The sequence below is a fragment of the Flavobacterium sp. IB48 genome, assembly GCF_016405855.1.
Taxonomy (GTDB): domain Bacteria; phylum Bacteroidota; class Bacteroidia; order Flavobacteriales; family Flavobacteriaceae; genus Flavobacterium; species Flavobacterium ginsengisoli.
This window is the reverse complement of record NZ_JAEFCA010000003.1, coordinates 394369-417349: the sequence shown is the minus strand read 5'-3', so window position 1 is coordinate 417349 and position 22981 is coordinate 394369. Positions and strand designations below refer to the sequence as shown.

Below are 22981 nucleotides of genomic sequence, written 5' to 3'. Positions count from 1 at the left end.
GTTTGAGCTCTTGAATATCAAAAATAAAAACATCTTGCAAATGTTCTTTTTTGTCAGGTATAAAGAATGAATAGTTTTTTATATGTAAGTTTTTCAGATAAATAATATATATCATTTTTTAAATAAAATGGTTTCCTAAGAAAAAAAAGCTAACTTTATAATGTTGAAAGGGAGCTGATTACTAAAATTAAAGATTGCACTTTTGAATATTTTTAATTTTAAATGCAAATAAATACTCCTTCAATAATAGAGCTGTGATACTTTTAAGTTCCCCAGATTAAAAGTGTGGATTTATGCAGTTACTCCAAGTTTAAAATAATAATGTTTAGTTATATATGTAAATGAATATTTAAAAATTAAATTAAGAGCAATGTTATGAAGATACAACTTTTAAAAGCCAAGTTTTATTTAATTCTCTTTTCAGTTGCTCTTATTGGTTTGGAGGTAAATGCCCAAACAGCATCGCTTGAATATTGTTTTAATGCCGCAAAACAAAATAATATTTCGCTCAAGCAAGCCAAATCGGGCTTAAAAACAGTAGAATATAATCTTCAGGCTGAAAAGAACAGCTATTTTCCAAAAGTAGATCTTTTATCCAGCTATACTTATTTAAGCAGTCCTTTAACAATTAATCTACAGTCAGTAAAAGACGGAATTGTAGAAGGGTCATCAAAACAGAGTGTCAATACGGCCAATCAGATATATAATGAAATCACAGGAGGTAATTTATCGCAAGCCGCGCAGGATCGAATTTATAATACTTCGAAAACTATAATCGGAGGCATTTATCCTAATTATAATCCGTCTTTAAGCGAACAGTCTTATTTTTTAGCAGGTGTGGGAGTGAGGCAACCTCTTTATTTAGGAAATAAATTAAATTCTTCTGTAGATCTAGCTCAGTCTGTCGTTACTTCGGCTGGACTTAATGTCGAAGCTGTAGATAAAGAAGTAACTTTCTTAATAACACTTCAATATTTAAGAATACTGTATCTTAATTCTTTAATGCAGAAACAGCAAATGATTATCACGGCTTTAGATAAAAATAAAACCTATGCCGAAGAGTCTGTAAAAAATGAAATTCTGCCTCCATATCAAAAAAATTGGACGAATGTAGTTTTAATTCAAGCAAAAAGTCAATTTAACTCCATCGAGAATGATAAAAAAAATGCACAAATTGAATTGAACAAATTAATGGGAGCCGATCTGGATCAGGTTTTGACAATTTCGGATACGTTAAATTACAATAGAATTAATTTAAGCGAACCAAAGAAAGATTTTTGGCTTACCAATCCAGTTCAGCAAATGGCAGAAAGCAAAATAGCATATGCTGAAACTGCTAAAAAAATAAGTAAATCTCTAGCATTGCCAAACGTTTTTGCTGTTGGAAATTTCAACCTTTATCAAAAAGATCTTCCTGTTGCCATTCCAGATTGGTTTGTTGCTTTAGAATTGCAATGGACTTTATTTAATGCCCAGACAAGCAAACGTACACAGGCTGCTAAACAACTAATCGACGAAGCTAGATTAGGAGAAGAAAATGTGAGTTTACTGCTTCAGGTAAAGTCTAAAGCTGCAAAAAATAAAATGGATTCTCTCGAAAAAGATGTTGAAGCACTAGAAGCAGCGCGAAAAGAAGCTCGTACAACAAGTAGCTTGATAACACAGAGAATGAACAATCAAATGTCATCGCCAAAAGATGTTAATGATGCTCTGCTAGTTGAAACGGAGATAGAAAAAGTATACTATACGGCTGTTTTTGGGTATTATGTGGCACTTGCAGAATATTTAAACAGTATAGGAGAACCAACAAGAATCACTCAATTTATTAAATAGATGAAAGATATTTTTAAAAATTATTGGGCGCTGCTAATTCCGATTTTAGTAGTTGTTATAGCACTGATCTTTTTTCTTAAAGGAAATAATGATTCAGAAAATAACTTTATTGGAATGGTCGATGCATCAAGTGTCGATGTCGCGGCCGAGTTTCCGGGCAGACTCGATTCCTTATTGGTAAAACAAGGTGATACGGTGCACACAGGTCAATTGGTTGCTATACTTCGTTCAAACGAAATCAATGCGATAAAAGCACAAGCATTGGCAGCAATTGATGCCGCAAAAGGACAGCAGGAATTGCTTACTCAAGGTGCAAGACCAGAACTTATTGAAGCGACTTCAAAGCTATATCAAATAAGTGAGGAGCAATACAAATTGTTTAGCACTACTTACGATAGAATGGAACGTTTGTATAATGCTGATGTAATATCGGGTCAAGAAAAAGATGTCTTTTATTTTAAATTTCAGGCGGCAAAAAAAGAAATGGAAACCGCAAAATTAAACCTGAAAATGCTAAAAGACGGTGCAAGACCAGAATTATTAAAAACGGCAAATGCAATTGTAAAACAAGCCGAAGAGGCATACGAACTAACAAAAGCGCTTGGCGATAATACTAGAGTGTTGGCTCCGGCAGATGGTGTGATCTCGAGTATGGTTACCCATCAGGGAGAAATTGTTTCTATTGGTTATCCTATGATGACTATTGAAAAGAAAAATTCGACGGTAATAAAATTTAATATCAGGCAAGACAAAGCAAATCTCCTTAAAGTGGGGACTAAAGCTTCTGTAAAAGTTCCTGGCTGCGATCCTGAAGTTTTTGATGTCGTAGTTAGTTCTATTGCTCCAACATTAGAATTTGCCAATTGGGTGCCTTCTAAAGATAAAGGCGAGTTTGAACTCAGAACATTTACAATCGAGTTTAGACCTGAAAAATTAGCGGAAATAAAAGGATTACGTTCAGGTATGACAGCTTCACTAATTCTACCTTGATGAACAGCGTAATAAATATAATGATTAGAGAATGGAAGCGCATTCTAAATTTGAAGGTGTTTTATCTTGTTATGTTAGTTGTTCCAGCTATATTATTTACATTTTATGCTTTTATATATCAAAAACAAGAAGCCAAACACTTAGCTTTTGCCATTTGGGATGATGATCAAAGCGCCATAAGCAGACAGCTTACTTTTTTATTAGAACAAAAAGAATCCCTAAATATTACGCGTCGCGTTTACAGTGAAGAAGAGGTTAAAAGATTAATTAACGAAGGTAAAATTTTAGGGGCTGTTCATTTTCCAGCAAATCTTCAAAAAAATATTTATAGCAGGCATCCAAGCACTGTGACTTTATATACGAATGCCGCTTCTCTGGTTCCTGCAAAAATGATTTACAAAGCTGTGGCAGAAGTTATAATTACAGGTAGTACAGGAGTAGTTTTACAAAAACTTGTAAAAACAGGAATGAAAGCAGATCAAGCCATGGCACTTGCTAATCCGATAAAACTAAATGCTTATCAGCTTTATAATGCTACTTATAATTATCAGGAGTATTTAGTCCCTGGATTAATTACAGTAAGTATGCAGATGATTTTGATTATAAGCTGTATGCTGGCATTAAATTATGAATGGAAAACCGAAACCATGGAGGAGTTGTATCATTGTTCAAATGGCTCTGTTATTAATGTAATTGCAGGAAAAACAATTGCCCATCTTGTAGTGAGCTGGATTAATTTTATTTTGATTGCTTTTGTTGTATTTCCTTATTTCGATATTGGAGTTCCTAGTGCAACAGGAAAGTTTTTTGTTATTTACACTTTTCTGTCTTTGGCTTGCATAGGAATCGGAATGTTTATCTCTGCATTATTCAAAGATGTAATGCTGTCTGGAGATGTTGCTTTGTTTTATACTTCTCCAGCTTTTGTATTCAGCGGTTTTACATTTCCGCGTTGGGCAATGCCGTGGTACGATCAATATTATGCGCTTATAATGCCATATACCGCATTTTTAGACGGATTTTTTAAACTGTATTATATGAATCTGCCTTTAAAATATGCCCAAGGAGATTTAATCAAACTCCTAATTTTTTGTGCCGTAATGTTTCCAACAGCAATTTTATTGTTTCGACGTCAATTTAATTTAGTTTTCGATGAAAAAAAAGAAGCAAAACTCATTGATTAGTCTCTTTTTTAGAGAAGTTTCATTAATAGGAAAAGATCATAGTCTGCTTCTTACGCTTCTTATTGCGCCTTTATTGTATGCTTTTTTTTATGGAAGTATCTATATCAATAAAGAAGAATTTGAAGTAAAACTTGGAGTTGTAGACGACGATCATTCCAGATTATCACGCTTGCTTCAGCAAAATATTGATAACTCTCCGATAGTGCAATTAATTCATTTTTCTAATTTAAAAGATGCCGAAGAACAAATGTATCAGGGAAATTGTCAAGGCTATTTTTATATTCCTGAAGGAACAGAAACGAATTTATTAAGTTTAAAACAAAGTAACGTAGTTCTAGCAGTAAATGCTTCACGTTTTTTGCCTTCGAGTGATTTGCTAATGAGCGTGCAGCAAATTTGTCTGACAATAGGCGCAGGTGTAAGACTTCAATATTTTCAGAAAAGCGAAGGAATGAGCACAGCCGCCGCGATGGATAATGTAATGCCAGTCAATTTAGATTATCGTCCATTATTTAACGAAAGATCCAGTTATGGAGCGTTTCTGTTGCCTGGACTATTAGCTCTAATTTTACAGCAGACACTGCTAATAGGTTTGTCTGAAAGTGTGGCTGGAGAACGGCAAAATTTACGCTTGCGCGAATGGATGAATGCAGGTGTTTCTAACGGAATATGGGGAAAAGGTTTGTTCTATTTACTGCTGTTTTCGTCTTATGCATTTTTCTTTTTAAATGTAAATTATAAAATACTCGATTTGCCTCAACGCGCAAATGGTTTAGAGCTGGGTATTTTACTGATTTTATTTATCGCAACTTTAGTTCCGATGGCACAATTTATCGGTTCATTGTTCAAATCTCAATTAGTTTGTTTGCAAATGATGGCATTTTCAACTTACCCGATATTTTTAATTACGGGATACAGCTGGCCACACGAATCACTTCCTTTACTATTACAATGGCTGGCCAATTTATTGCCTACAACTCCATTTATAGCCATATATACAAGGATGGTACAATCAGGAGCAGGATTGTGGGAAAACGCATCTGCTTTGTTTCATCTAATCTTTTTATGGATTTTTTACAGTTTTATTTGTTTTGTAAGAATTAAACGATTGTTAATTAATCTAAATAAGTAAAAATTTTCTTAGTTTGAGCTAATTTTTTGATTATCTTCACGTTACGTAAAAATAATTATATGGATTGGTTAATAACTACACTTAAACAATATCCTGAATTAGCTGTTTTTCTTACATTATCTTTAGGATATTTCATTGGTAAATTTAAAATCGGAAGTTTCTCTTTAGGAACCGTAACAAGTGTTTTGCTTGTTGGAGTTTTAGTCGGACAATTGGACATTGTTATTGCCCCGGCTGTAAAATCTGTTTTTTTTCTTATGTTTTTATTTGCTGTCGGTTACAGCGTCGGACCTCAATTTTTTGGAGGCTTAAAAAAAGACGGTTTACCCCAGATGTTCTTCGCTGCTATTGTATGTGTATTGTGTTTGGTTTGCCCCTATTTTATAGGTAAAATAATGGGATACGATATGGGACTCACAGCGGGTATGCTTGCAGGCTCTCAGACTATTTCAGCTGTAATTGGTGTGGCGTCAGATACCATCAATCAACTAGATATTCCAGCAACAGAAAAAGTAGCTTTAATTAACAAGATTCCTGTAGCATATGCCGTAACCTATATTTTTGGAACGGCTGGATCTGCATGGATTCTGGCTTCTATTGGACCCAAACTTTTGGGTGGAAATCTAGTCGAAAAAGCAAAAGAACTCGAAATACAACTTGGAGGAGATTCCATTGGTGACGATCCTAGCATGGCTTCGGCGTATGATAGAGTGATTTATAATGCTTATCAGATCTCTGCACAATCATTTGGATGTAATAAAACCGTTGCTGCTATTGAAGCAGAATTGGAAAGCAAAGGGAGACATTTGTTTATAGAAAGAATTCGTAAAGGAAAAGACATTTTCGAAGCCGAAAAAGATACCATCGTAGAAGAAAATGATGTTATTGTACTTGGTGGCAGAAGAGAGTTTATGATGAATTATGTGGCTGTAAACGAAAAAGAAGTTTTAGATGTTGAACTCCTTAATTTTCCTGTAGAAGTCTTAACGGTTATGATTGTAAAAAAAGAGGTTCTAAACAAAACTATTGGGGAGTTAAGAGGCAGTAAAATTGCACATGGCGTTGTCATAAGATCTTTAAAAAGAGCAGGAATTGATATGCCTGTTCTACCTAACACAACTTTTAATAAAGGCGATCTGATTGAGCTTGTTGGAACTAAGAAAGATGTTGATCGAGCAGCATTGCATATAGGTTATGCAGATCGGGCAACAAATGCAACAGATATGGCATTTGTTGGATTAGGAATTGTCTTGGGAGGCTTGTTTGGCGCGCTTACTTTAAAAATCAGTGGTGTTCCAATTAGTTTAAGCACAAGCGGAGGTGCTTTAATTTCGGGACTTATTTTTGGATGGCTTCGCGGGCAGCATCCAACATTTGGACGTATTCCAGAACCTGCTTTATGGGTTATGAATAATGTAGGTTTAAACATATTTATAGCCGTAGTAGGTATTACCGCAGGGCCAAGTTTTATTGTCGGATTTCAGGAAGCTGGATGGGGACTTTTTATTGCTGGCGCCGCTGCCACTACACTTCCTTTAATATTAGCCCTTTTGTTAGGTAGATATGTTTTTAAATTTCATCCTGTTATTACATTAGGATGTGCAGCAGGAGCGCGAACCACTACCGCAGCTCTAGGAGCACTGCAAGATGCTGTTAAAAGTAAAACGCCTGCTTTAGGTTATACCGTTACTTATGCGGTTGGAAATACCATGCTTATTATCTGGGGCGTTGTTGTTATCCTAATGATGAGTTGATAAATCGTTTAGTTCTAAAAATCTTTAAAAATTTTTATTATGGCAATTGATATTTCTAAAATTAAGACATCACGAGAAGTAGAGAAAACACTCCAAACTCTTAGCCCCTTTGAAATTAAAAATGAACTTATTCGCTTGGCAGATGAAAGTGCATTAAAATCGACCGCGATAACACTTAATGCAGGAAGAGGAAATCCGAATTGGATTGCAACTGTTCCAAGAGAAGCTTTCTTTTTGTTTGGACAATTTGCACTTGGCGAATGTCGAAACGTTATGGAGGAACAAGGTATTTTGGCTGGAATTGTACAGAATAAAACAGGAGTAGCAAAACGCTTTGAAGAATTTTTAAGTAATCATAAAGATTCGCCAGGAGCATCACTTCTAGAAAAAACGTATCATTATGGCGTTGATAATCATGATTTTGATGCCGATGCTTGGATTAGAGAATGGATTGAAGCCGTAATTGGTTTTAATTATCCTGTTCCAGATCGTATGTTAAGCCACATTGAAATAATAGTGCACGATTATTTAATACAAGAAATGTGCGGTATTGGCAGTAATATCGGGAAATTCGATATTTTCGCAGTAGAAGGGGGTACAGCAGCAATGTGCTATATTTTTGATTCTTTCATGCAAAACTACCTTACACAGCGAGGAGACAAAATAGCATTGTTAACTCCAACATTTACACCTTATATAGAAATTCCCGAATTAGAGCGTTACAATTTTGATGTTGTGCATGTGCAGGCAAGTGGTGTGGGTGAAAACGGTTTTCATACTTGGCAATACCCAGACTCTGAGTTAGACAAATTGAAAGATCCGGAGATTAAAGTAGCATTTGTGGTTAATCCTAGTAATCCTCCGTCATCTGCAATGAGTACAAAAACGCTTAATTATATCGCTGATATTGTTAAAAACCACAATCCGGAATTAATGATTATTACAGATGATGTCTACGGAACGTTTATCAATAATTTTAGGTCTCTGATGTCTGTTATTCCTGAGAATACGATCAATGTTTATTCTTTTTCTAAATATTTTGGATGTACAGGATGGAGATTGGGAACTATTGCAATTCATGAAAATAACATTTTTGATAAAAAAATTGCTGCTCTTAGCGATGATCGTAAAAAAGAGCTCCATGATCGTTATGCGACTTTAACTTTAGAACCAGAAAAAATTAAGTTTATTGACAGGCTTGTAGCCGATAGCCGACAAGTAGCTTTAAACCACACAGCAGGTTTGTCACTTCCGCAACAATTTCAAATGATGCTTTTCTCTGCTTTTTGTCTGTTGGATACTCAAGACGTTTACAAAACTTTGACGCAGTCTATTATTCAGAAACGTTTAAAACTTTTATGGGAGGGATTAGAAGTTCCAATTATAGAAGATCCGATGAGAGCTGGATATTATTCTGAAATTGATATTATGGTAGCCGCAGAACATTTTTACGGAAATGAGTTTGCCGATTGGATGAAGAAAAATTTTGAGCCTGTAGATGTTTTGTTCCGTTTGGCTGAAAAAACAGCAATAGTGCTCTTAAACGGAGGCGGTTTTGCTGGTCCAGAGTGGAGCATAAGAGTATCATTGGCAAATCTTCCCACAGATAGCTATTTAATACTAGGGAAAAATGTTCGCAAAGTCATAATGGAATATGTGACTAGTTGGGAAAATTCAAAAAAACAATAAATCTAATTGAAAAACTACTTAATTATGAAAACATTACTTACGTTACTTCTATCAGTTTTATTATTTACAGGTGTTTATGCGCAAAAATTGCCACGAATTAAAGTTTTGGCAACAGGAGGAACAATCGCTGGAAAAGGAGCATCGGCAGATCGTTCTGCATATAAAGCGGGAGAACTCCCTATTAAAGATCTGATTGGCGCTGTTCCAGGTATAGAAAAAATTGCCAATATCACAGGAGAACAAATTGCAAATGTAGGCAGCCAAGATATGAGCGTTGATATTTGGATTAAGCTCAATAATAGAATTAATGAAATCTACAAAAATAATGAAGCAGATGGCATTGTCATAACACATGGAACAGATACTCAGGAAGAAACGGCCTATTTTTTATCTCTAACCTCTCGTTATGATAAACCTGTAATAATAACAGGTTCTATGCGTCCTGCAACTGCTATAAGCGCCGATGGACCAAAAAACCTTTTTGATGCGGTGACTTTGGCAGCTTCAAAACAAGCAGCAAATAGCGGAGTATTGTTGGTATTTAATGAATACATATTTTCCGGTCGGGCTGCTTTAAAAACAAGCACAACCCATTTAAATGCTTTTACAGCTCCAAACAGCGGACCTATTGGACAGGTTTATGATGGAAAAGTTGTGATGTATGAAAAAATACTCCGTAAAACGAACAAGGATACGCCTTTTGATATCACAGGATTAAAAACACTTCCAGAAGTTGCAGTAGTAGAATTATATGCAGATGCTCCTGCAACAGCTATAAATGCGTATGTTAATTCTGGAGTAAAAGGAATTGTAACAGGTGGTTTAGGAAATGGAAATCTTAACAAGGTCAATTCAGATGCAGTCGCAGCTGCAGTGAAGAAAGGGGTAGTTGTAGTAAGAGCCTCAAGAGTAGCAACTGGTAGAGTTACGCTTTTGGATGAAACGGATGATCAAAAATTAGGAACAATTGTAGCGGATGATTTAGTCCCTCAGAAAGCTAGAATTTTGCTAATGCTTGGACTTACACAAACAAACGACACAAAAAAACTGCAGGAGTACTTTTTCGAGTATTGATGCAGAAGGGAAAAGGAGATAAAATAACAGTATTCTAAAAAATAAAAATATGCGTATACTATTTTTAATACTATCATTTAGTTTATTGGTGTCTAATGTTTATTCCCAACAAGAAAAGCAGGCCGATACAACGGTAAATCATACTGTACCATTAATAAAAGCTAATAAAGCCGATCTGTTGAATAACATTGATGTTATTTTTAATACTCAAATTGGACTAAATAATAATTTTGAGGATGGAAATTACACAGGAAGCAGCTTTGAAATTAACCAGTTTAGATTTGAAGTAAAAGGAAAAGTCTATAAAGACAAAGTTTTTTTTAGATTTAGAGACAGATACACAAGAGATCCAGAAACGCAATCGGTAGATAACATTAGCCATTCAACAGATTTAGCATTTATTGGGTATAAAATATCTGATCGTACAAGTATTGCTATCGGAAAAATGACAGCAAATTGGGGAGGATATGAATTTGATATGAATCCAATTGATATTTATCAGTACAACGACATTGTAGATAATTCAGATAATTTTTTAACTGGGGTTCAATTTAATTGGACACTATCAAAAAACCATGTTTTATCGGGTCAGATATTAAATTCAAGAACGAAAAGTTTCACAGAACTATACGAGAATGTACCCGATGTTGAGGAAGCAAAATTCCCTGCTGCATACATTGGAAATTGGAATGGAAGTTTTCTAGATGGAAAATTTAAAACAATCTACAGCTTTAGTGTCTTTCAAGAAGCATTAAAAAATGGCAGACCAGTAAACATGTACTATACCGCGTTAGGAAATCAATTTCGGACAAAAAAATGGCTCTTCCAATATGATTTTAAATGGAGCATCGAAGATTTGGATCGCACTGGTGTTGTAAGTTCTCTTATTCCTGAGACAGTTTTAGATCATGCAGCAGAAAATGTTTATTATATAGAACATTGGCTCAGAACTGTCTACTCGATTAATGAACAATGGAAAATTTCCTTAATAGGCATGATAAGCACGTCTTATTGGAAGGATATATCATCACTAGAAAAGTCAGATAGGGTAAGAACAGCTTGGGGAGTAATTCCGACTGTTGAGTTTTATCCTATAAAAAACTTTAATTTAAAGTTTTTTGCTACTTATGTCGGAAGATATTACCGTTATAGCGATTATTCAAAAACAGTTTTAGGACAAGAAAATAATAATACAGGACGAATAATGATCGGTGTAATATCGCCACTATTAGTTTTATAGTTGCTATTATTTTTTTAAAATGAGTTTTCATTAAAAATAAAATAAAAAAAAGGAAGATGTAGAACATCTTCCTTTTTTTGTGGAGTCGCCGGGAATCGAACCCGGGTCCAAACGAGCAACTAAAGAGCTTTCTACACGCTTATTTCCTGATTGAATTTTCGATGTTGAGCTAGGCCAGAAACAACCACCCAACACTTATCTTCTTAATTTTCGAAATCTACCCGAAGCTCATAGAAATCTAGGTTTATTTTTACGGTTCCCCTGAACGGAACGCCACAAACCAAGGCTTTCCAGGAGAATCCAGCTTCTCTACCTTGTAGAGACGTGGCGCAATCGTACTATGATTCGGATTATGCAGCTAAAGCGTAATTATTTTCGCCGTGTAAAAGTTTAAGATCTTATATTTACGAGCAAGGTCTCAATGCTCGACGTGCTTACTGTTCAATTCGACTCGCTGTCAAAACCAGTCGACCCCAAAAATGAGTCTGCAAATTTAGAGTATTTGAAATTACTTTCTACTAAAATTTTAAAAAAAAGTCATAAAGTCCAAAGTCGAAAGTCCAAAGTCAGCATTAGCAAATGTTTTTTAAGACTTTACGACTTTTGACTTTCGGCTTTACGACTATAATTTTATTCTTCGTCTTTAAAATTAAAAGGATAATCTCCAAAGATTGGAGCTAATTTACGAACTGCATAAGTGTTTCTAGTCATCTTATTAGATAGTGCAATAATTGTTACGCCTTCATTCATCAAAGTAATATAAGATGAGGTGTTTCCGTGCCACCAACCATTATGAAAATAGAAGTTTTGCCCTGTTTCCCAATTAATCATTCTTATTCCTAAACCATAATTTTTAGTTCCTTTACGCTCATTACTGTAGCCTGTGTAAACTTGTTTCAATAGTTCTGGTTTCAAGAAATCTGGAGATTGTCTTGCTCTATCAAATTTTAGAAGATCTCTAGCGGTAGAGAAAACATTTTTATCTCCGTAAACATTATCCAAATAATCAAAACCAATTTCTACGCCATTGCCTTTATAAGAAGGAACAATCTTTTTTCTATCCTTATCATCATCAAAAACGTAAGTATTTTTCATTCCAAGAGGTTTGAAAATCATTTCAGACATTGCTTCTTTATAGCTTAAACCTGTAATTTTTTCGATAATAAGCGCTAGCATTGCATAGTTGGTATTGCAGTAGCTAAAACGGGTTCCAGTTTTAGATTCCAAACCAATATCTTTTGTTGCCAGAATATTTAAAATGTCTTTATTGGTCAATTGATTGTGTCTGTCCCAAATAGATTTGTCGCGATCTGTAAAATAAGCATAATTGCGCATTCCTGTGCGGTGGCTTAAAAGCATTCTTATGGTACAGTCTTCGTATGGAAAAGTTTTTAAAATAGTATTGACCTTTTGATCTAAATCAATTTTTCCAGCATTAACTAGTTTTAAAACAGCTGTAGCGGTCAAAACTTTACTTACAGAAGCAATTTGAACAGGTGTTTCTGGTGTTATTTTACTGCCTTCATTTTTATTGGCAAAGCCATTATATCTTTCAAATAAAATTTGTCCATTTTTGGCAACCAAGAAGCTTCCGTTCATGGTGTTATTAGGCCAATTTTTATTATAAAAGTGATTTATTCTACCGACAACCGAATTTTTATAAGCTTGCGAAACTGGTTTTTCAGCTCCTAACGGCTTCATTTTTGGCAATGTGTCTTCGACTGTCTGAGTTGTATCTGTTGCTGTTTTTTTGTTTTGACCACAAGAACTTAAAACTAGTATAGAAAAAAGTATTTGTGGTATCTTTGTTTTTTTAAGGAAAATCATTTGCATCGTTCTTTAAAAACAAATATATCGAATTCAATTTTGTTGTTTTCTCAATTCTGAGGCTTATAATTATCTATTTTAACATAATTTTAAGTATTGTTAAATTTATTTGTTTGTTTTTCAGCTTTTAACGGTTTTGAAACATTCTAAATAGAATTTTTAAAACAAAAATTTAACTAAAATTGTTATATTTGAAACAAATACAGTGTAAAAAGTTATATTTTAAATATTAAAAAATCAGTTTAGATGAAATTTGGAATCATAAAAGAAAGAAAAAATCCACCGGATAGAAGAGTTGTATTTTCACCTAATGAATTGACAAAATTAAAACAGTTATATCATGATGCTTCTGTAAAAGTTGAAAGTTCAGATATTAGAATTTTTTCTGATGATGATTATAAAAATATGGGAATCACAGTTGCTGATGATGTTTCTGATTGTGATGTTTTATTTGGCGTAAAAGAAGTTCCAGTGACAGATTTGATTCCAAACAAAGCGTATTTCTTTTTTTCTCATACAATTAAAAAACAGCCTCATAATAGAAAATTACTTCAGGCAGTTTTAGAAAAAAACATTGATTTATACGATCACGAAACAATTGTAGACGAGCATGATCGTCGTTTAATTGGTTTCGGAAGATATGCTGGAATGGTTGGTGTTTATAACGGAATTAGAGCTTTCGGAATTAAATTCGAATTGTTCAAGCTTCCAAAAGCGGAAACACTTTCTGGAAAAGAAGATTTGATCAAGCATTTAAAACGTATCACAATGCCAGCTCTTAAGTTTGTAGTTACAGGAACTGGAAAGGTTGGGAGCGGAGCAAAAGAGATTTTGGATGCAATAAAAATAAAGGAGATTACAATAGATAATTATTTGACTAAAAAATATGCTCAAGCGGTTTACGTACAGCTTGATGTTTTAGAATATAATAAAAGAAAAGATGGACAGGTTTTAGATTTTGTGGATTTTGTTCATCATCCAGAAGAATACGAATCTGATTTTGAGAGATTTACTAAAGTGTCTGATATTTATTTTGCGGGACATTTTTATGCGAGCAATGCTCCAATGATTTTAACGAAAGAAATGCTGAATGCAAGTGATTGCAAATTGAAAGTTGTAGCCGATATTTCTTGTGATGTTAACGGGCCAATTGCTTGTACAATTCGTTCTTCGACAATCGAAGAGCCTTTGTATGGTTATTTTCCTTTAGAAGATAGAGAAGTAGATTTCTTTCACCCTGCAGCAGTTGCTGTTATGGCGGTAGATAATTTGCCGTGCGAAATTCCGAAAGATGCGAGCGAAGGTTTTGGAGAACAATTTATGGAACATGTAATTCCTGCTTTCTTCAACGGAGATAAAGATGGAATCTTAAAACGCGCCAAAATAACCGAAAACGGAAAACTAACGGAAAGATTTAGCTATTTACAAGACTATGTTGATAATGGTGAATTGTAAATTGTGAATTATAAATTGAAAAGCCTGAAATTAATATTTCAGGCTTTCTTTTTATTTGTTACCTTGAGCGAAGTCGAAGGGCTTCAGGCATAAGAAGACCTCACTCAGTCTGACAACGTATCATTTTTTCTGAATGAGGATAATTAACAATTCCCCATTAATAATTCACAATTAAATTAAACCATATCCTCAGGTTTTACCCAAGCATCAAAATCTTCTGGAGTTACATAACCAAGACGAACAGCTTCTTCTTTTAATGTTGTTCCGTTTTTGTGTGCAGTTTGGGCAATTTCTGCTGCTTTGTAATATCCAATTTTAGTATTTAAGGCTGTAACTAGCATTAATGAATTATCTACCAATTCTTTGATTCTTTTGTGATTTGGTTCGATTCCTTGTGCGCAATGTTCATCAAAAGAAATACAAGCATCTCCTAATAATTGTGCCGATTGTAAAAAGTTGGCCGCCATAACAGGTTTAAAAACATTCAATTCATAATGACCTTGCATTCCTCCAACTGCAATTGCCATATCGTTTCCGATAACTTGTGCACAAACCATTGTTAAAGCTTCGCATTGCGTCGGATTCACTTTTCCTGGCATGATAGAAGAACCAGGCTCGTTTTCAGGAATGTGGATTTCTCCAATTCCAGAACGCGGACCAGAAGCTAACATTCTTACGTCATTAGCAATTTTATTTAAGGAAACGGCTAATTGTTTTAAAGCTCCGTGTGTTTCTACAATCGCATCGTGTGCTGCAAGAGCTTCAAATTTGTTTTCTGCCGTTATAAAAGGATGATTGGTAAATTTGGCAATATATTCGGCTACTTTTATATCATAACCTTTTGGAGTATTTAGTCCGGTTCCAACTGCTGTTCCTCCTAAAGCAATTTCAGATAAGTGGGCTAAAGTGTTTTTTAAAGCCTTTAATCCGAATGCTAGTTGAGCCGCATAACCTGAAATTTCTTGTCCAAGAGTTAAAGGCGTTGCATCCATTAAGTGCGTGCGTCCGATTTTGACAACGTCTTTATATTCTATGGCTTTTTTTGCTAAAGTAGCGTGAAGTTTTTCTACACCTGGAATTGTAGTTTCTACAACCATTTTATAAGCCGCGATATGCATTCCTGTTGGAAAAGTGTCATTTGATGATTGTGATTTGTTTACGTCATCATTGGCTTTAATGAATTGTTCGCCTTCGCCTATTTCAAAACCTTTAAGAACTTGAGCGCGGTTGGCGATTACTTCATTCACATTCATGTTACTTTGTGTTCCAGAACCCGTTTGCCAGATTACAAGTGGAAATTGATCATTTAGTTTACCTTCTAGAATTTCATCGCAAACTGCGGCAATTGCATCTCTCTTTTCGATTGGCAGAACTCCTAAATCATAATTGGCATAAGCTGCTGCCTTTTTTAGATAGGCAAAACCTTCAATGATTTCTTTTGGCATTGATGCTGCTGGTCCGATTTTGAAATTGTTTCTGGAACGTTCTGTTTGTGCACCCCAATATTTATCGGCTGGGACTTTAACTTCGCCCATGGTGTCTTTTTCTATTCTATATTTCATTATGTTGTATGTAAAATGTTATTCGTAAAATGTGAAATGTTTTGTTTTAAAACGAAAACTTCTTTTGAAAATGAGTCTTTTAGCCCTGATGGTAGCGGCATCTCCCGATTTAGAAAAACAAGGCTTTTTAGCCGTAGTTTTTGTTTATAGGGAATATAGCGGACAGCAGGAAATAGCTCCTGAAAATTATTGTAATTTGCCTGAGCTCTTTATTTTAAAGGATTTCAAGTTCTAAAAAAGCTTATTTAAAATGAGTATAAATATACGGATAAATGTTATTTAACGAAAATTGATTTAGATTTTATTGCTGAGAAAAAATATATACCCTACATTTGTCGTAACATTCAAAAATTCCGGAAAACATGTTTGAATTTTCACAGTACTTAGGCTTTTTACTTTTCTTAACCATACTAACTATAGGGTTTTGGTTAATGTTTTTCTTGGTTGGTTTCGTATCTTATTGGGTTACGGGAGCTAGCTGGGAAATGATCAAAGAAAAAAGAGCCAGAAAAAGACAAGAAGAACAATCTATTTAATTTTAGATTGATGTCATAAAAAAAGGACCCGTTTTACGAGTCCTTTTTTTTTATGCTTGAAAGTAAGGAAATATTGAATAGCGTAGCTCCAAATTGGAATATGGTAAAAACCAAAAATCCTAATTCCAATTTTAAAACTTGGAATTAGGATTTTTAGTATTGAAATTTAACAGAGATTACCCAGGGAAATCTCCGCCACCTTCTCCGCCGCCATCATTTTTAGGCTGTGCGTTTTTATCTCTTTCGCTTTTCGGTTTATTGAAACGGTAAGTAAACGATAAATTAAATTGACGTTTACGGAACTGGAATTCACTATATGAAGTTACATCATCTAAATAAGTATAAGATCTCATTTTTCTTGAATTGAAAACGTCGCTAATATTGAAAGCAATCGTTCCTTTATCTTTCATTACATCTTTACTGAAAGCAGTATTCATTCCAAATTGGCCTAAGTTTTTACCTTGAGCTGTTTTTTGTTCTCCGTTGTACATTGCAGTTAACTGCCAGTCAATTTTGTAAGGAAGCGTTACTTTAGAGTTTAATCTTGCAAACCAAGAATTAGCCTGATTATCTAAATTTTGAACAATCTCATTTCCTTGCGTATCTGTATAGCTGTGTTCTCCAGTTGTTTTTACGTTAAAAAAGTTGAAGTTACTGTTTAATCTCCACCATTTGAATGGTGTGTAATTTAATGTAAATTCGAAACCAAATTTTTGCTCTTGTCCTAAGTTAATAGGCATACTTTTAATAACAGGCGTACCTTCAACCGTTTGACCTGGTGCTGGAGTTACTACATCACCATCAGGAGTTACAACATCACCAGTAGGAGATCTCACAAAACTGAAAACGTCTTTTGTATCTTCAAAATAGGCAGATGTATTGAATGTTACTTTATTCCATTTCTTGATATAACCAATATCATATTTATCTGTTAAAGAAGGGTCTAGGTCTGGATTTCCTTGAAAGATATTGATGTTGCTTGAGTAGTTCACAGCAGGATTCATGAAACGTCCTCTAGGTCTAGTCAAACGTTTGCTGTAACTTGCAGTGAAGTTGCTTTGATCTGAGATTTCATAACTAATAAAAGCACTTGGGAATAAGTTGTTGTATTTTTTAGTATTGAAAACGCTATTGTCTAATAAATTCACATGAATATCTGTGTCTTCCCATCTTAAACCAAATAAATAAGAGAATTTATTTACTTTAAAACCATATTGTGTATAAAGAGCATTAATGTTTTCTTTATACTCTAATGTATTTGATAAATTTGGATTTTTTGCTCCATCATTATCTGTTACATAATATTCGTTATTCAAATCGCCAAAACTTCCTTTATAACCCGCTTCAAATTGTCCAGCTTTTCCTAAAGGCAATACATAATCAGCTTGAAACAAAACTTGTTTTTGGATTTGATCATTTAATGTATTATTGAAATTTGGTGAAGCAGTAATTTCACTAAAGCTGTCGTCTGTGTTTCTTGAAATAGAAAGATCTGCAGTAAGTTTGTGTCCTTTGTCGTTAAAGTTTTTAATTAAATTAGAAGTATACTCAAAGTTTTCGCTTCCAGTATCTGCATTGTTTAAACGATAAGATGTTCCTGTATAATTATGTGCAGCATCGTAGTTGTAGTAATTAATTAAATCTCTATCGTCTCCTGAATTTTTTTGATAGTTGATAGCGTTTGTCCAAAATGTAGATGGAGTTATCGTCCATTCAACACCAGCTCTTCCGTTAAAACCTTTTCTAACACGTTTTGTGTCACGGTCTTCATCTAAGTAATTTTTTATTGTTTCGTCTGGATTAAAATATTCAGAATTTGTTTTACCAGCTCCTTCTGTAGTTCTGTAGTTGTATCCAGCAGTTGTAAAATAGTTTAATTTTTTAGTTTTATAGTTCAAATTGGCACTTAAACCATAAGTTTCTGGTAGACCTGTTGAAGCAATAAAGGTTCCGTTGAAACCTTGATTTTTACCTTTTTTTAGAATGATATTGATGATTCCAGAACCACCTTCGGCATCATAACGTGCTGATGGATTAGTGATTACTTCAACTTTGTCAATTGCATCTGCAGGAAGCTGTCTTAATGCTTCTGCCATATTTATAGCTTGCGAAGGTCTTCCATCAATTAAAATACGAATATTGTCGCTTCCTCTTAAACTTACATTTCCTTCAGTATCAACAGAGACAGATGGAACGTTGTCTAAAACATCGCTTACACTTCCGCCTTTTACAATCATATCTTGACCAACGTTGTAAACTTTTTTGTCTAGTTTAATCTCAACAGTTGATTTTTCGGCACGAACAACAACTTCATTTAGTTGTGCAGCGTCTTCCGACAAATTTACTACGCCTAAATTAGTGTCGTCTTTAATGCTTCTTCCTTTAATTTCAGTTGCTTTAAACGAAATAAACTCAACTTTAATATCGTAAGTTCCAGGCGCAACAGCAACCTCAAATTCTCCTTTTGGATTGGTAATACCTCCTGCAATTACTTTTGTGTCATTAGGTGCAGTAATCGAAACGGTAGCGTATTCTAACGGTTGTTTGCTTACTTTCTCGAAAACTTTTCCGGTGACTTTAACTTTGTTTTTGCCTCCAGGGCTTCCTTGCTGAGAGTAATTGTAAAAACTTGTAAATAAGAATACAAGTAATACTGCAAATTTGATTTTTTTCATTTTCTGGTTTTTCTTTAATCCTTTAGACGGCAAATGTAGTTTTTGGTTTAAAGAGAGAAATCACAAAAAAATGTTAATAAGATATTTTAGAATCAATCTAAAAAAGAAGCAACTAAATCAGGATCACGGCCAATTATGGCTTTTCCGTCTTTTACGACAATCGGACGTTCAATTAAAATAGGATTTTCTACCATTGCATTTATAATCTCATCATTGCTCAAAGTTTTGCCTTTAAAATTCTCGATCCAGATTTTTTCTTTGGTTCTAATAAGCTGAATTGGTTCAAGGTTTAGTTGTCCCAATAATGTTTTAAGCTGTTCAAAAGTTGGAGTTTCACTTAAGTAAGGTATGATTTCAAAATCTTGATTCGATTTTTCAATAAAAGCAAGGCAGTTTCTTGATTTTCCGCATCTCGGATTATGGTAAATTTGTATCATTTTGTTATATTTAGATGTTTCAAATATTCTTAAAATAAAAAAGAGATATTTTTGCAATATCAAAAGTAAGATTAACTTATCGAATTTGAATTCTCATTTTTTAAAATTTTAAATTTATGTTTTTAGAGCAAGGGATTAAACCTGAAAATAAATTTTGGAAATATCTTTTAGGATCTGTATTTATTATTTCGGCATCTTTTGTTGGGCAAATTCCAATTTCGGCAGCTGTATTTTATAAAACGTTTACAGAGCATATTGCTTTTCCGACTACCAACGAGGGCATTATGACCATGTTCGATTCAAATACCACGCTTTTTTTGGTTATGATTTCTTTTGTTTTTGCTTTTGCAGGGATTTATTTTGTTGTAAAATTTATTCATCATCAAACCTTATTGTCGATTACCACTTCAAGATCTAAAGTAGATTGGAAACGAATCTGGTTTTCTTTCTTTTTATGGGCATTTTTTTCATTGCTTAGTTTTTTGTTTGTCTATTTAAGGTCTCCAGAGCAATTTGTATTGCAATTTAAGTTAGTGCCTTTTTTAATATTAGTCATTTTAGGATTTATTTTAATTCCGATTCAAACGAGTACGGAAGAATATGTTTTTAGAGGATACTTAATGCAGGGATTTGCCAATTTGGCTCAGAACAGATGGTTTCCGCTCTTAATGACTTCTGTTATATTTGGTTCAATGCACTGGACAAATCCAGAAGTTGGCAAAATGGGAAATATTATCATGATTTATTATATAGGAACTGGATTGTTTCTGGGTATTATAACATTAATGGATGAAGGAATGGAATTGGCACTCGGTTTTCATGCCGCAAATAATCTTGTAGGTGCATTATTGGTTACCTCAGATTGGACTGTTTTTCAAACCAATTCTATATTTAAAGATCTTTCAGAACCTTCAGCGGGAATAGATGTAATTCTTCCTGTTGTAGTTATTTATCCTATTTTACTTTTTATTTTTAGTAAAAAATACGGATGGACAAATTGGAAAGAAAGATTGACAGGAAACATTAATAATGTCGAATTAAAAGCTTAAGAATATGCAAAATTTAACTCAAAATAACGTTCACAATTATTTCAAACTAAATGGGTATCATTTAAATGCAAAAGATTTGTGTCGTGTTGCTTATAGTTTTATCAAAGAAGGAGATGCTTACGAACAATCTATTGGAGAGTTCTTTTTGGATTGGTTTGATAAAAAAGATTACATCGAAATGACTACTTCTGGAACAACAGGACTTCCGAAATTAGTCAGATTACAGAAACAAGCAATGATACAATCGGCATTGGCAACTGGCGATTTTTTTGATTTAAAGCCAGGAGATAAAGCGTTATTGTGTCTTCCAACTCAATTTATTGCTGGAAAGATGATGCTAGTGAGAAGTTTAATTTTGGGATTAGAATTGGATGTTGTTTCACCGAGTCTCCATCCGTTGGCTTTAAATAGTACTACTTACGATTTTGTTGCGATGGTGCCACTCCAAGTTCAGAATTCTATTGAAGGACTTTCTAAAGTGCGAAAGTTGATTATTGGTGGAGCAAAATTAGATTCGGCTCTCGAAGAAAAATTATTACCCCTTAAAACAGAAATCTACGAAACGTATGGAATGACAGAAACGATTACGCATATCGCGGCAAAACGTTTAGGCGATTCAGTTTTTTCGATTCTTCCAAACGTAAAAATATCTCAAGACGATCGTCAATGTTTGGTTATTCATGTGGCAACAATTTCAGATGAACCAATTGTTACAAACGATTTGGTTGAATTATTGAATGAACAACAATTTAAATTTTTAGGAAGAATAGATAATGTAATTAATAGTGGAGGAGTGAAGCTGATTCCAGAACAGATTGAAGCGAAATTGATCGGAAAAATAAACAACAGGTTTTTTGTAACAGGACTTCCAGACACTACTTTAGGTGAAAAATTGGTTTTGGTTATTGAAGGAGAAAAACAAGAATTTGCTCCTGATTTCTTTGACGTATTAGGGAAATATGAAAAACCAAAAGAAATAGTTTTTGTTTCTAAATTCAAAGAAAACGAAAACGGAAAGTTGTTGCGAAAACCTACTTTACAAGATTAAATTCCAATCTTTTAAATCTCAAGTTTTCGTAATCTTGTCATTTCGACGTAAGGAGAAATCTTCGCAAGTAACTCCGCTCCAATAGACAAATCTTTGTGGAATTTCTAACGAAGATTTCTCCTTACGTCGAAATGACAAAGCTATATGGAATTAAAAAAAATCCAAACTCCAAGTTTTAAGATTGGAATTTGGATTTTTTAATTTTAAATATTCCGAAATAATTTGGAATTTATTTTTTGCGTTCCAGTAAAGCCATATAGAATCCATCAAAACCAGATTCAGAAGCTAACATTTTACGATCTTCAATAAAAGTAAATTGCTGTCCGATTTCTGTTTTCAAGAACTTCTCTACTTGCTCTTGGTTTTCTGAAGGAAGAACTGAACAAGTTGCATAAACTAATTTTCCGCCTGGTTTTACAATTTTAGAATAGTTTTCTAAAACTTCACTCTGAACTTTACGGATGTTATCAATAAACTCAGGTTGTAATTTCCATTTAGAATCTGGGTTTCTTTTCAAAACACCTAATCCGCTACAAGGCGCATCGATCAAAACACGATCAGCTTTTTCGTGTAATTTTTTGATCACTTTTGTGCTATCGATGATTCTGTATTCAATGTTAAAAGCACCATTTCTTTTCGCTCTTAATTTCAATTGCTTCAATTTGCTTTCGTACAAGTCCATTGCAATCAATTGCCCTTTATTTTCCATTAAAGAAGCCATATGCAATGTTTTTCCACCTGCTCCTGCACAAGTATCTACAACTCGCATTCCTGGTTTTACATCTAGAAAACCTGCAACCAATTGTGAGTTGGCATCTTGAACTTCGAATAAACCTTGTTTGAAAGCATCTGTCAAGAATACATTTGCTCTTTCTTTTAAAACAAGAGCTTCTGGTTGGTCTTTTAAATATTCTGTTTCAATATTTAAGTCCATTAAAGTATTTCTAAGACTCTCTTTAGTACCTTTTAAAGTATTGGTTCTCAAGATAACTTTTGCAGGTTGATTTTGTGCGGCAATTTCTTTTGCCCAAACTTTTTCTCCAAGTTCTTTCACGCCCAATTCATCCATCCAATCAGGAATAGATTCTTTGATAGCTCTAGTCTTAGATAATTCGTCAAAACGGCCTTTTATCTTTCTTTCAGGTGTTCCTTCCAATTGTCTCCAATCTGGAATTGGATAACCGCGTAAAACAGCCCAAACAGCAAACATTCTCCATAGATTGTCTCTGTCATAAGGTTCTTTTACTTCTGCAATTTCAGCATATAATCGTTTCCAGCGAACAATTTCGTATATGGTTTCAGCAACAAACTTCCTGTCAGAACTTCCCCAACGTTTGTCTTTTTTTAATGCTCTTGCTACCACTTTATCTGCATATTCTCCTTCGTTGAAAATTGCATTTAAAGAGTCAATGGTAGTATAAACTAAATTTCTGTGTAATCTCATTTTATTTATTTGAAGTGCAAAGGTAGTATTAATTGGTTGAAAGTTAAATTTT

At 34.0% G+C, this 22981-nt stretch carries 18 protein-coding genes and 1 other RNA gene; 13 read left to right on the top strand and 6 right to left on the bottom strand.

Going from position 1 to position 22981, the window contains the following annotated elements; all coding sequences use genetic code 11:
- Positions 1–375: 375 nt before the first annotated feature.
- Genes JC605_RS12545 through JC605_RS12510 form a run of 8 tightly spaced genes read left to right on the top strand, consistent with a single transcriptional unit; the run spans position 376 to position 10896 of the window.
- On the top strand, positions 376–1833 hold the full coding sequence (locus JC605_RS12545) for a TolC family protein (RefSeq protein WP_198856514.1): 1458 nt from the start codon (positions 376–378) through the stop codon (positions 1831–1833).
- Positions 1834–2823 carry an HlyD family secretion protein gene (locus JC605_RS12540; RefSeq protein WP_198856513.1) on the top strand — a complete coding sequence of 330 codons (990 nt, stop codon included), beginning with the start codon at positions 1834–1836 and terminating at the stop codon, positions 2821–2823.
- On the top strand, positions 2823–4007 hold the full coding sequence (locus JC605_RS12535; protein WP_198856512.1) for an ABC transporter permease: 1185 nt from the start codon (positions 2823–2825) through the stop codon (positions 4005–4007). Before JC605_RS12540 ends, JC605_RS12535 begins: the two co-directional genes overlap by 1 nt.
- The gene (locus JC605_RS12530) at positions 3976–5139 is read left to right on the top strand and encodes an ABC transporter permease (RefSeq protein WP_198856511.1); all 1164 of its coding nucleotides are present in this window, start codon (positions 3976–3978) and stop codon (positions 5137–5139) included. The genes JC605_RS12535 and JC605_RS12530 overlap by 32 nt, the downstream gene beginning before the upstream one ends.
- Before the next feature lie 59 nt (positions 5140–5198).
- Complete coding sequence (gene aspT / locus JC605_RS12525; RefSeq protein ID WP_198856510.1) at positions 5199–6893, top strand: aspartate-alanine antiporter; 1695 nt, start codon at positions 5199–5201, stop codon at positions 6891–6893.
- 39 nt (positions 6894–6932) lie between these two features.
- A complete protein-coding gene (gene aspD, locus JC605_RS12520) occupies positions 6933–8582 on the top strand; it encodes an aspartate 4-decarboxylase (RefSeq protein ID WP_198856509.1) in 1650 nt (549 codons plus the stop codon).
- A gap of 24 nt (positions 8583–8606) precedes the next feature.
- Positions 8607–9656 (top strand): type II asparaginase, encoded by a 1050-nt coding sequence (locus JC605_RS12515; protein WP_198856508.1) that lies wholly within the window; start codon positions 8607–8609, stop codon positions 9654–9656.
- 49 nt (positions 9657–9705) lie between these two features.
- Positions 9706–10896, top strand: a complete 1191-nt coding sequence (locus tag JC605_RS12510; RefSeq protein ID WP_198856507.1) for a porin — start codon at positions 9706–9708, stop codon at positions 10894–10896.
- A gap of 77 nt (positions 10897–10973) precedes the next feature.
- Here the strand turns inward: JC605_RS12510 and ssrA are convergent.
- Positions 10974–11371, bottom strand: a transfer-messenger RNA (tmRNA) gene (gene ssrA, locus JC605_RS12505).
- A 155-nt stretch (positions 11372–11526) separates the two neighbouring features.
- Complete coding sequence (locus JC605_RS12500) at positions 11527–12729, bottom strand: serine hydrolase (protein WP_198856506.1); 1203 nt, start codon at positions 12727–12729, stop codon at positions 11527–11529.
- Positions 12730–12969: 240 nt separating this feature from the next.
- On the opposite strand from JC605_RS12500, the gene JC605_RS12495 reads away from it, so the two are divergent.
- Entirely contained in the window at positions 12970–14178 is a 1209-nt protein-coding gene (locus JC605_RS12495) for an NAD(P)-dependent oxidoreductase (protein ID WP_198856505.1), read from the top strand.
- Between the two features lie 176 nt (positions 14179–14354).
- Here JC605_RS12495 and fumC read toward each other — a convergent pair whose 3' ends face one another.
- Positions 14355–15740 (bottom strand): class II fumarate hydratase, encoded by a 1386-nt coding sequence (gene fumC, locus JC605_RS12490; RefSeq protein ID WP_198856504.1) that lies wholly within the window; start codon positions 15738–15740, stop codon positions 14355–14357.
- Between the two features lie 70 nt (positions 15741–15810).
- Here fumC and JC605_RS12485 point away from each other — a divergent pair, with 70 nt between their 5' ends.
- Complete coding sequence (locus JC605_RS12485; RefSeq protein ID WP_198856503.1) at positions 15811–15975, top strand: hypothetical protein; 165 nt, start codon at positions 15811–15813, stop codon at positions 15973–15975.
- A gap of 127 nt (positions 15976–16102) precedes the next feature.
- Positions 16103–16276, top strand: a complete 174-nt coding sequence (locus tag JC605_RS12480) for a hypothetical protein (RefSeq protein ID WP_111288649.1) — start codon at positions 16103–16105, stop codon at positions 16274–16276.
- A gap of 176 nt (positions 16277–16452) precedes the next feature.
- Here the strand turns inward: JC605_RS12480 and JC605_RS12475 are convergent, their stop codons facing one another.
- Positions 16453–18951 (bottom strand): outer membrane beta-barrel family protein, encoded by a 2499-nt coding sequence (locus JC605_RS12475; protein ID WP_198856502.1) that lies wholly within the window; start codon positions 18949–18951, stop codon positions 16453–16455.
- Between the two features lie 92 nt (positions 18952–19043).
- A complete protein-coding gene (gene arsC / locus JC605_RS12470) occupies positions 19044–19388 on the bottom strand; it encodes an arsenate reductase (glutaredoxin) (RefSeq protein WP_198856501.1) in 345 nt (114 codons plus the stop codon).
- A 116-nt stretch (positions 19389–19504) separates the two neighbouring features.
- On the opposite strand from arsC, the gene JC605_RS12465 reads away from it, so the two are divergent.
- Together JC605_RS12465 and JC605_RS12460 are read left to right on the top strand one after the other, a co-directional pair.
- Positions 19505–20437, top strand: coding sequence for a CPBP family intramembrane glutamic endopeptidase (locus tag JC605_RS12465; RefSeq protein WP_198856500.1), 933 nt, complete (start codon positions 19505–19507; stop codon positions 20435–20437).
- Between the two features lie 4 nt (positions 20438–20441).
- Positions 20442–21485, top strand: a complete 1044-nt coding sequence (locus tag JC605_RS12460; RefSeq protein ID WP_198856499.1) for an AMP-binding protein — start codon at positions 20442–20444, stop codon at positions 21483–21485.
- A gap of 229 nt (positions 21486–21714) precedes the next feature.
- Here the strand turns inward: JC605_RS12460 and JC605_RS12455 are convergent, their stop codons facing one another.
- Complete coding sequence (locus tag JC605_RS12455) at positions 21715–22929, bottom strand: RsmB/NOP family class I SAM-dependent RNA methyltransferase (protein WP_198856498.1); 1215 nt, start codon at positions 22927–22929, stop codon at positions 21715–21717.
- Between the last annotated feature and the right edge of the window lie 52 nt (positions 22930–22981).

What these genes read in the sequence shown, in the direction of transcription:
- JC605_RS12545 (WP_198856514.1), top strand. Translation starts at nt 376, where the DNA reads ATGAAGATACAACTTTTAAAAGCCAAGTTTTATTTAATTCTCTTTTCA.
- JC605_RS12540 (WP_198856513.1), top strand. Translation starts at nt 1,834, where the DNA reads ATGAAAGATATTTTTAAAAATTATTGGGCGCTGCTAATTCCGATTTTA.
- JC605_RS12535 (WP_198856512.1), top strand. Translation starts at nt 2,823, where the DNA reads ATGAACAGCGTAATAAATATAATGATTAGAGAATGGAAGCGCATTCTA.
- JC605_RS12530 (WP_198856511.1), top strand. Translation starts at nt 3,976, where the DNA reads ATGAAAAAAAAGAAGCAAAACTCATTGATTAGTCTCTTTTTTAGAGAA.
- aspT (WP_198856510.1), top strand. Translation starts at nt 5,199, where the DNA reads ATGGATTGGTTAATAACTACACTTAAACAATATCCTGAATTAGCTGTT.
- aspD (WP_198856509.1), top strand. Translation starts at nt 6,933, where the DNA reads ATGGCAATTGATATTTCTAAAATTAAGACATCACGAGAAGTAGAGAAA.
- JC605_RS12515 (WP_198856508.1), top strand. Translation starts at nt 8,607, where the DNA reads ATGAAAACATTACTTACGTTACTTCTATCAGTTTTATTATTTACAGGT.
- JC605_RS12510 (WP_198856507.1), top strand. Translation starts at nt 9,706, where the DNA reads ATGCGTATACTATTTTTAATACTATCATTTAGTTTATTGGTGTCTAAT.
- JC605_RS12500 (WP_198856506.1), bottom strand. Translation starts at nt 12,729, where the DNA reads ATGCAAATGATTTTCCTTAAAAAAACAAAGATACCACAAATACTTTTT.
- JC605_RS12495 (WP_198856505.1), top strand. Translation starts at nt 12,970, where the DNA reads ATGAAATTTGGAATCATAAAAGAAAGAAAAAATCCACCGGATAGAAGA.
- fumC (WP_198856504.1), bottom strand. Translation starts at nt 15,740, where the DNA reads ATGAAATATAGAATAGAAAAAGACACCATGGGCGAAGTTAAAGTCCCA.
- JC605_RS12485 (WP_198856503.1), top strand. Translation starts at nt 15,811, where the DNA reads ATGAGTCTTTTAGCCCTGATGGTAGCGGCATCTCCCGATTTAGAAAAA.
- JC605_RS12480 (WP_111288649.1), top strand. Translation starts at nt 16,103, where the DNA reads ATGTTTGAATTTTCACAGTACTTAGGCTTTTTACTTTTCTTAACCATA.
- JC605_RS12475 (WP_198856502.1), bottom strand. Translation starts at nt 18,951, where the DNA reads ATGAAAAAAATCAAATTTGCAGTATTACTTGTATTCTTATTTACAAGT.
- arsC (WP_198856501.1), bottom strand. Translation starts at nt 19,388, where the DNA reads ATGATACAAATTTACCATAATCCGAGATGCGGAAAATCAAGAAACTGC.
- JC605_RS12465 (WP_198856500.1), top strand. Translation starts at nt 19,505, where the DNA reads ATGTTTTTAGAGCAAGGGATTAAACCTGAAAATAAATTTTGGAAATAT.
- JC605_RS12460 (WP_198856499.1), top strand. Translation starts at nt 20,442, where the DNA reads ATGCAAAATTTAACTCAAAATAACGTTCACAATTATTTCAAACTAAAT.
- JC605_RS12455 (WP_198856498.1), bottom strand. Translation starts at nt 22,929, where the DNA reads ATGAGATTACACAGAAATTTAGTTTATACTACCATTGACTCTTTAAAT.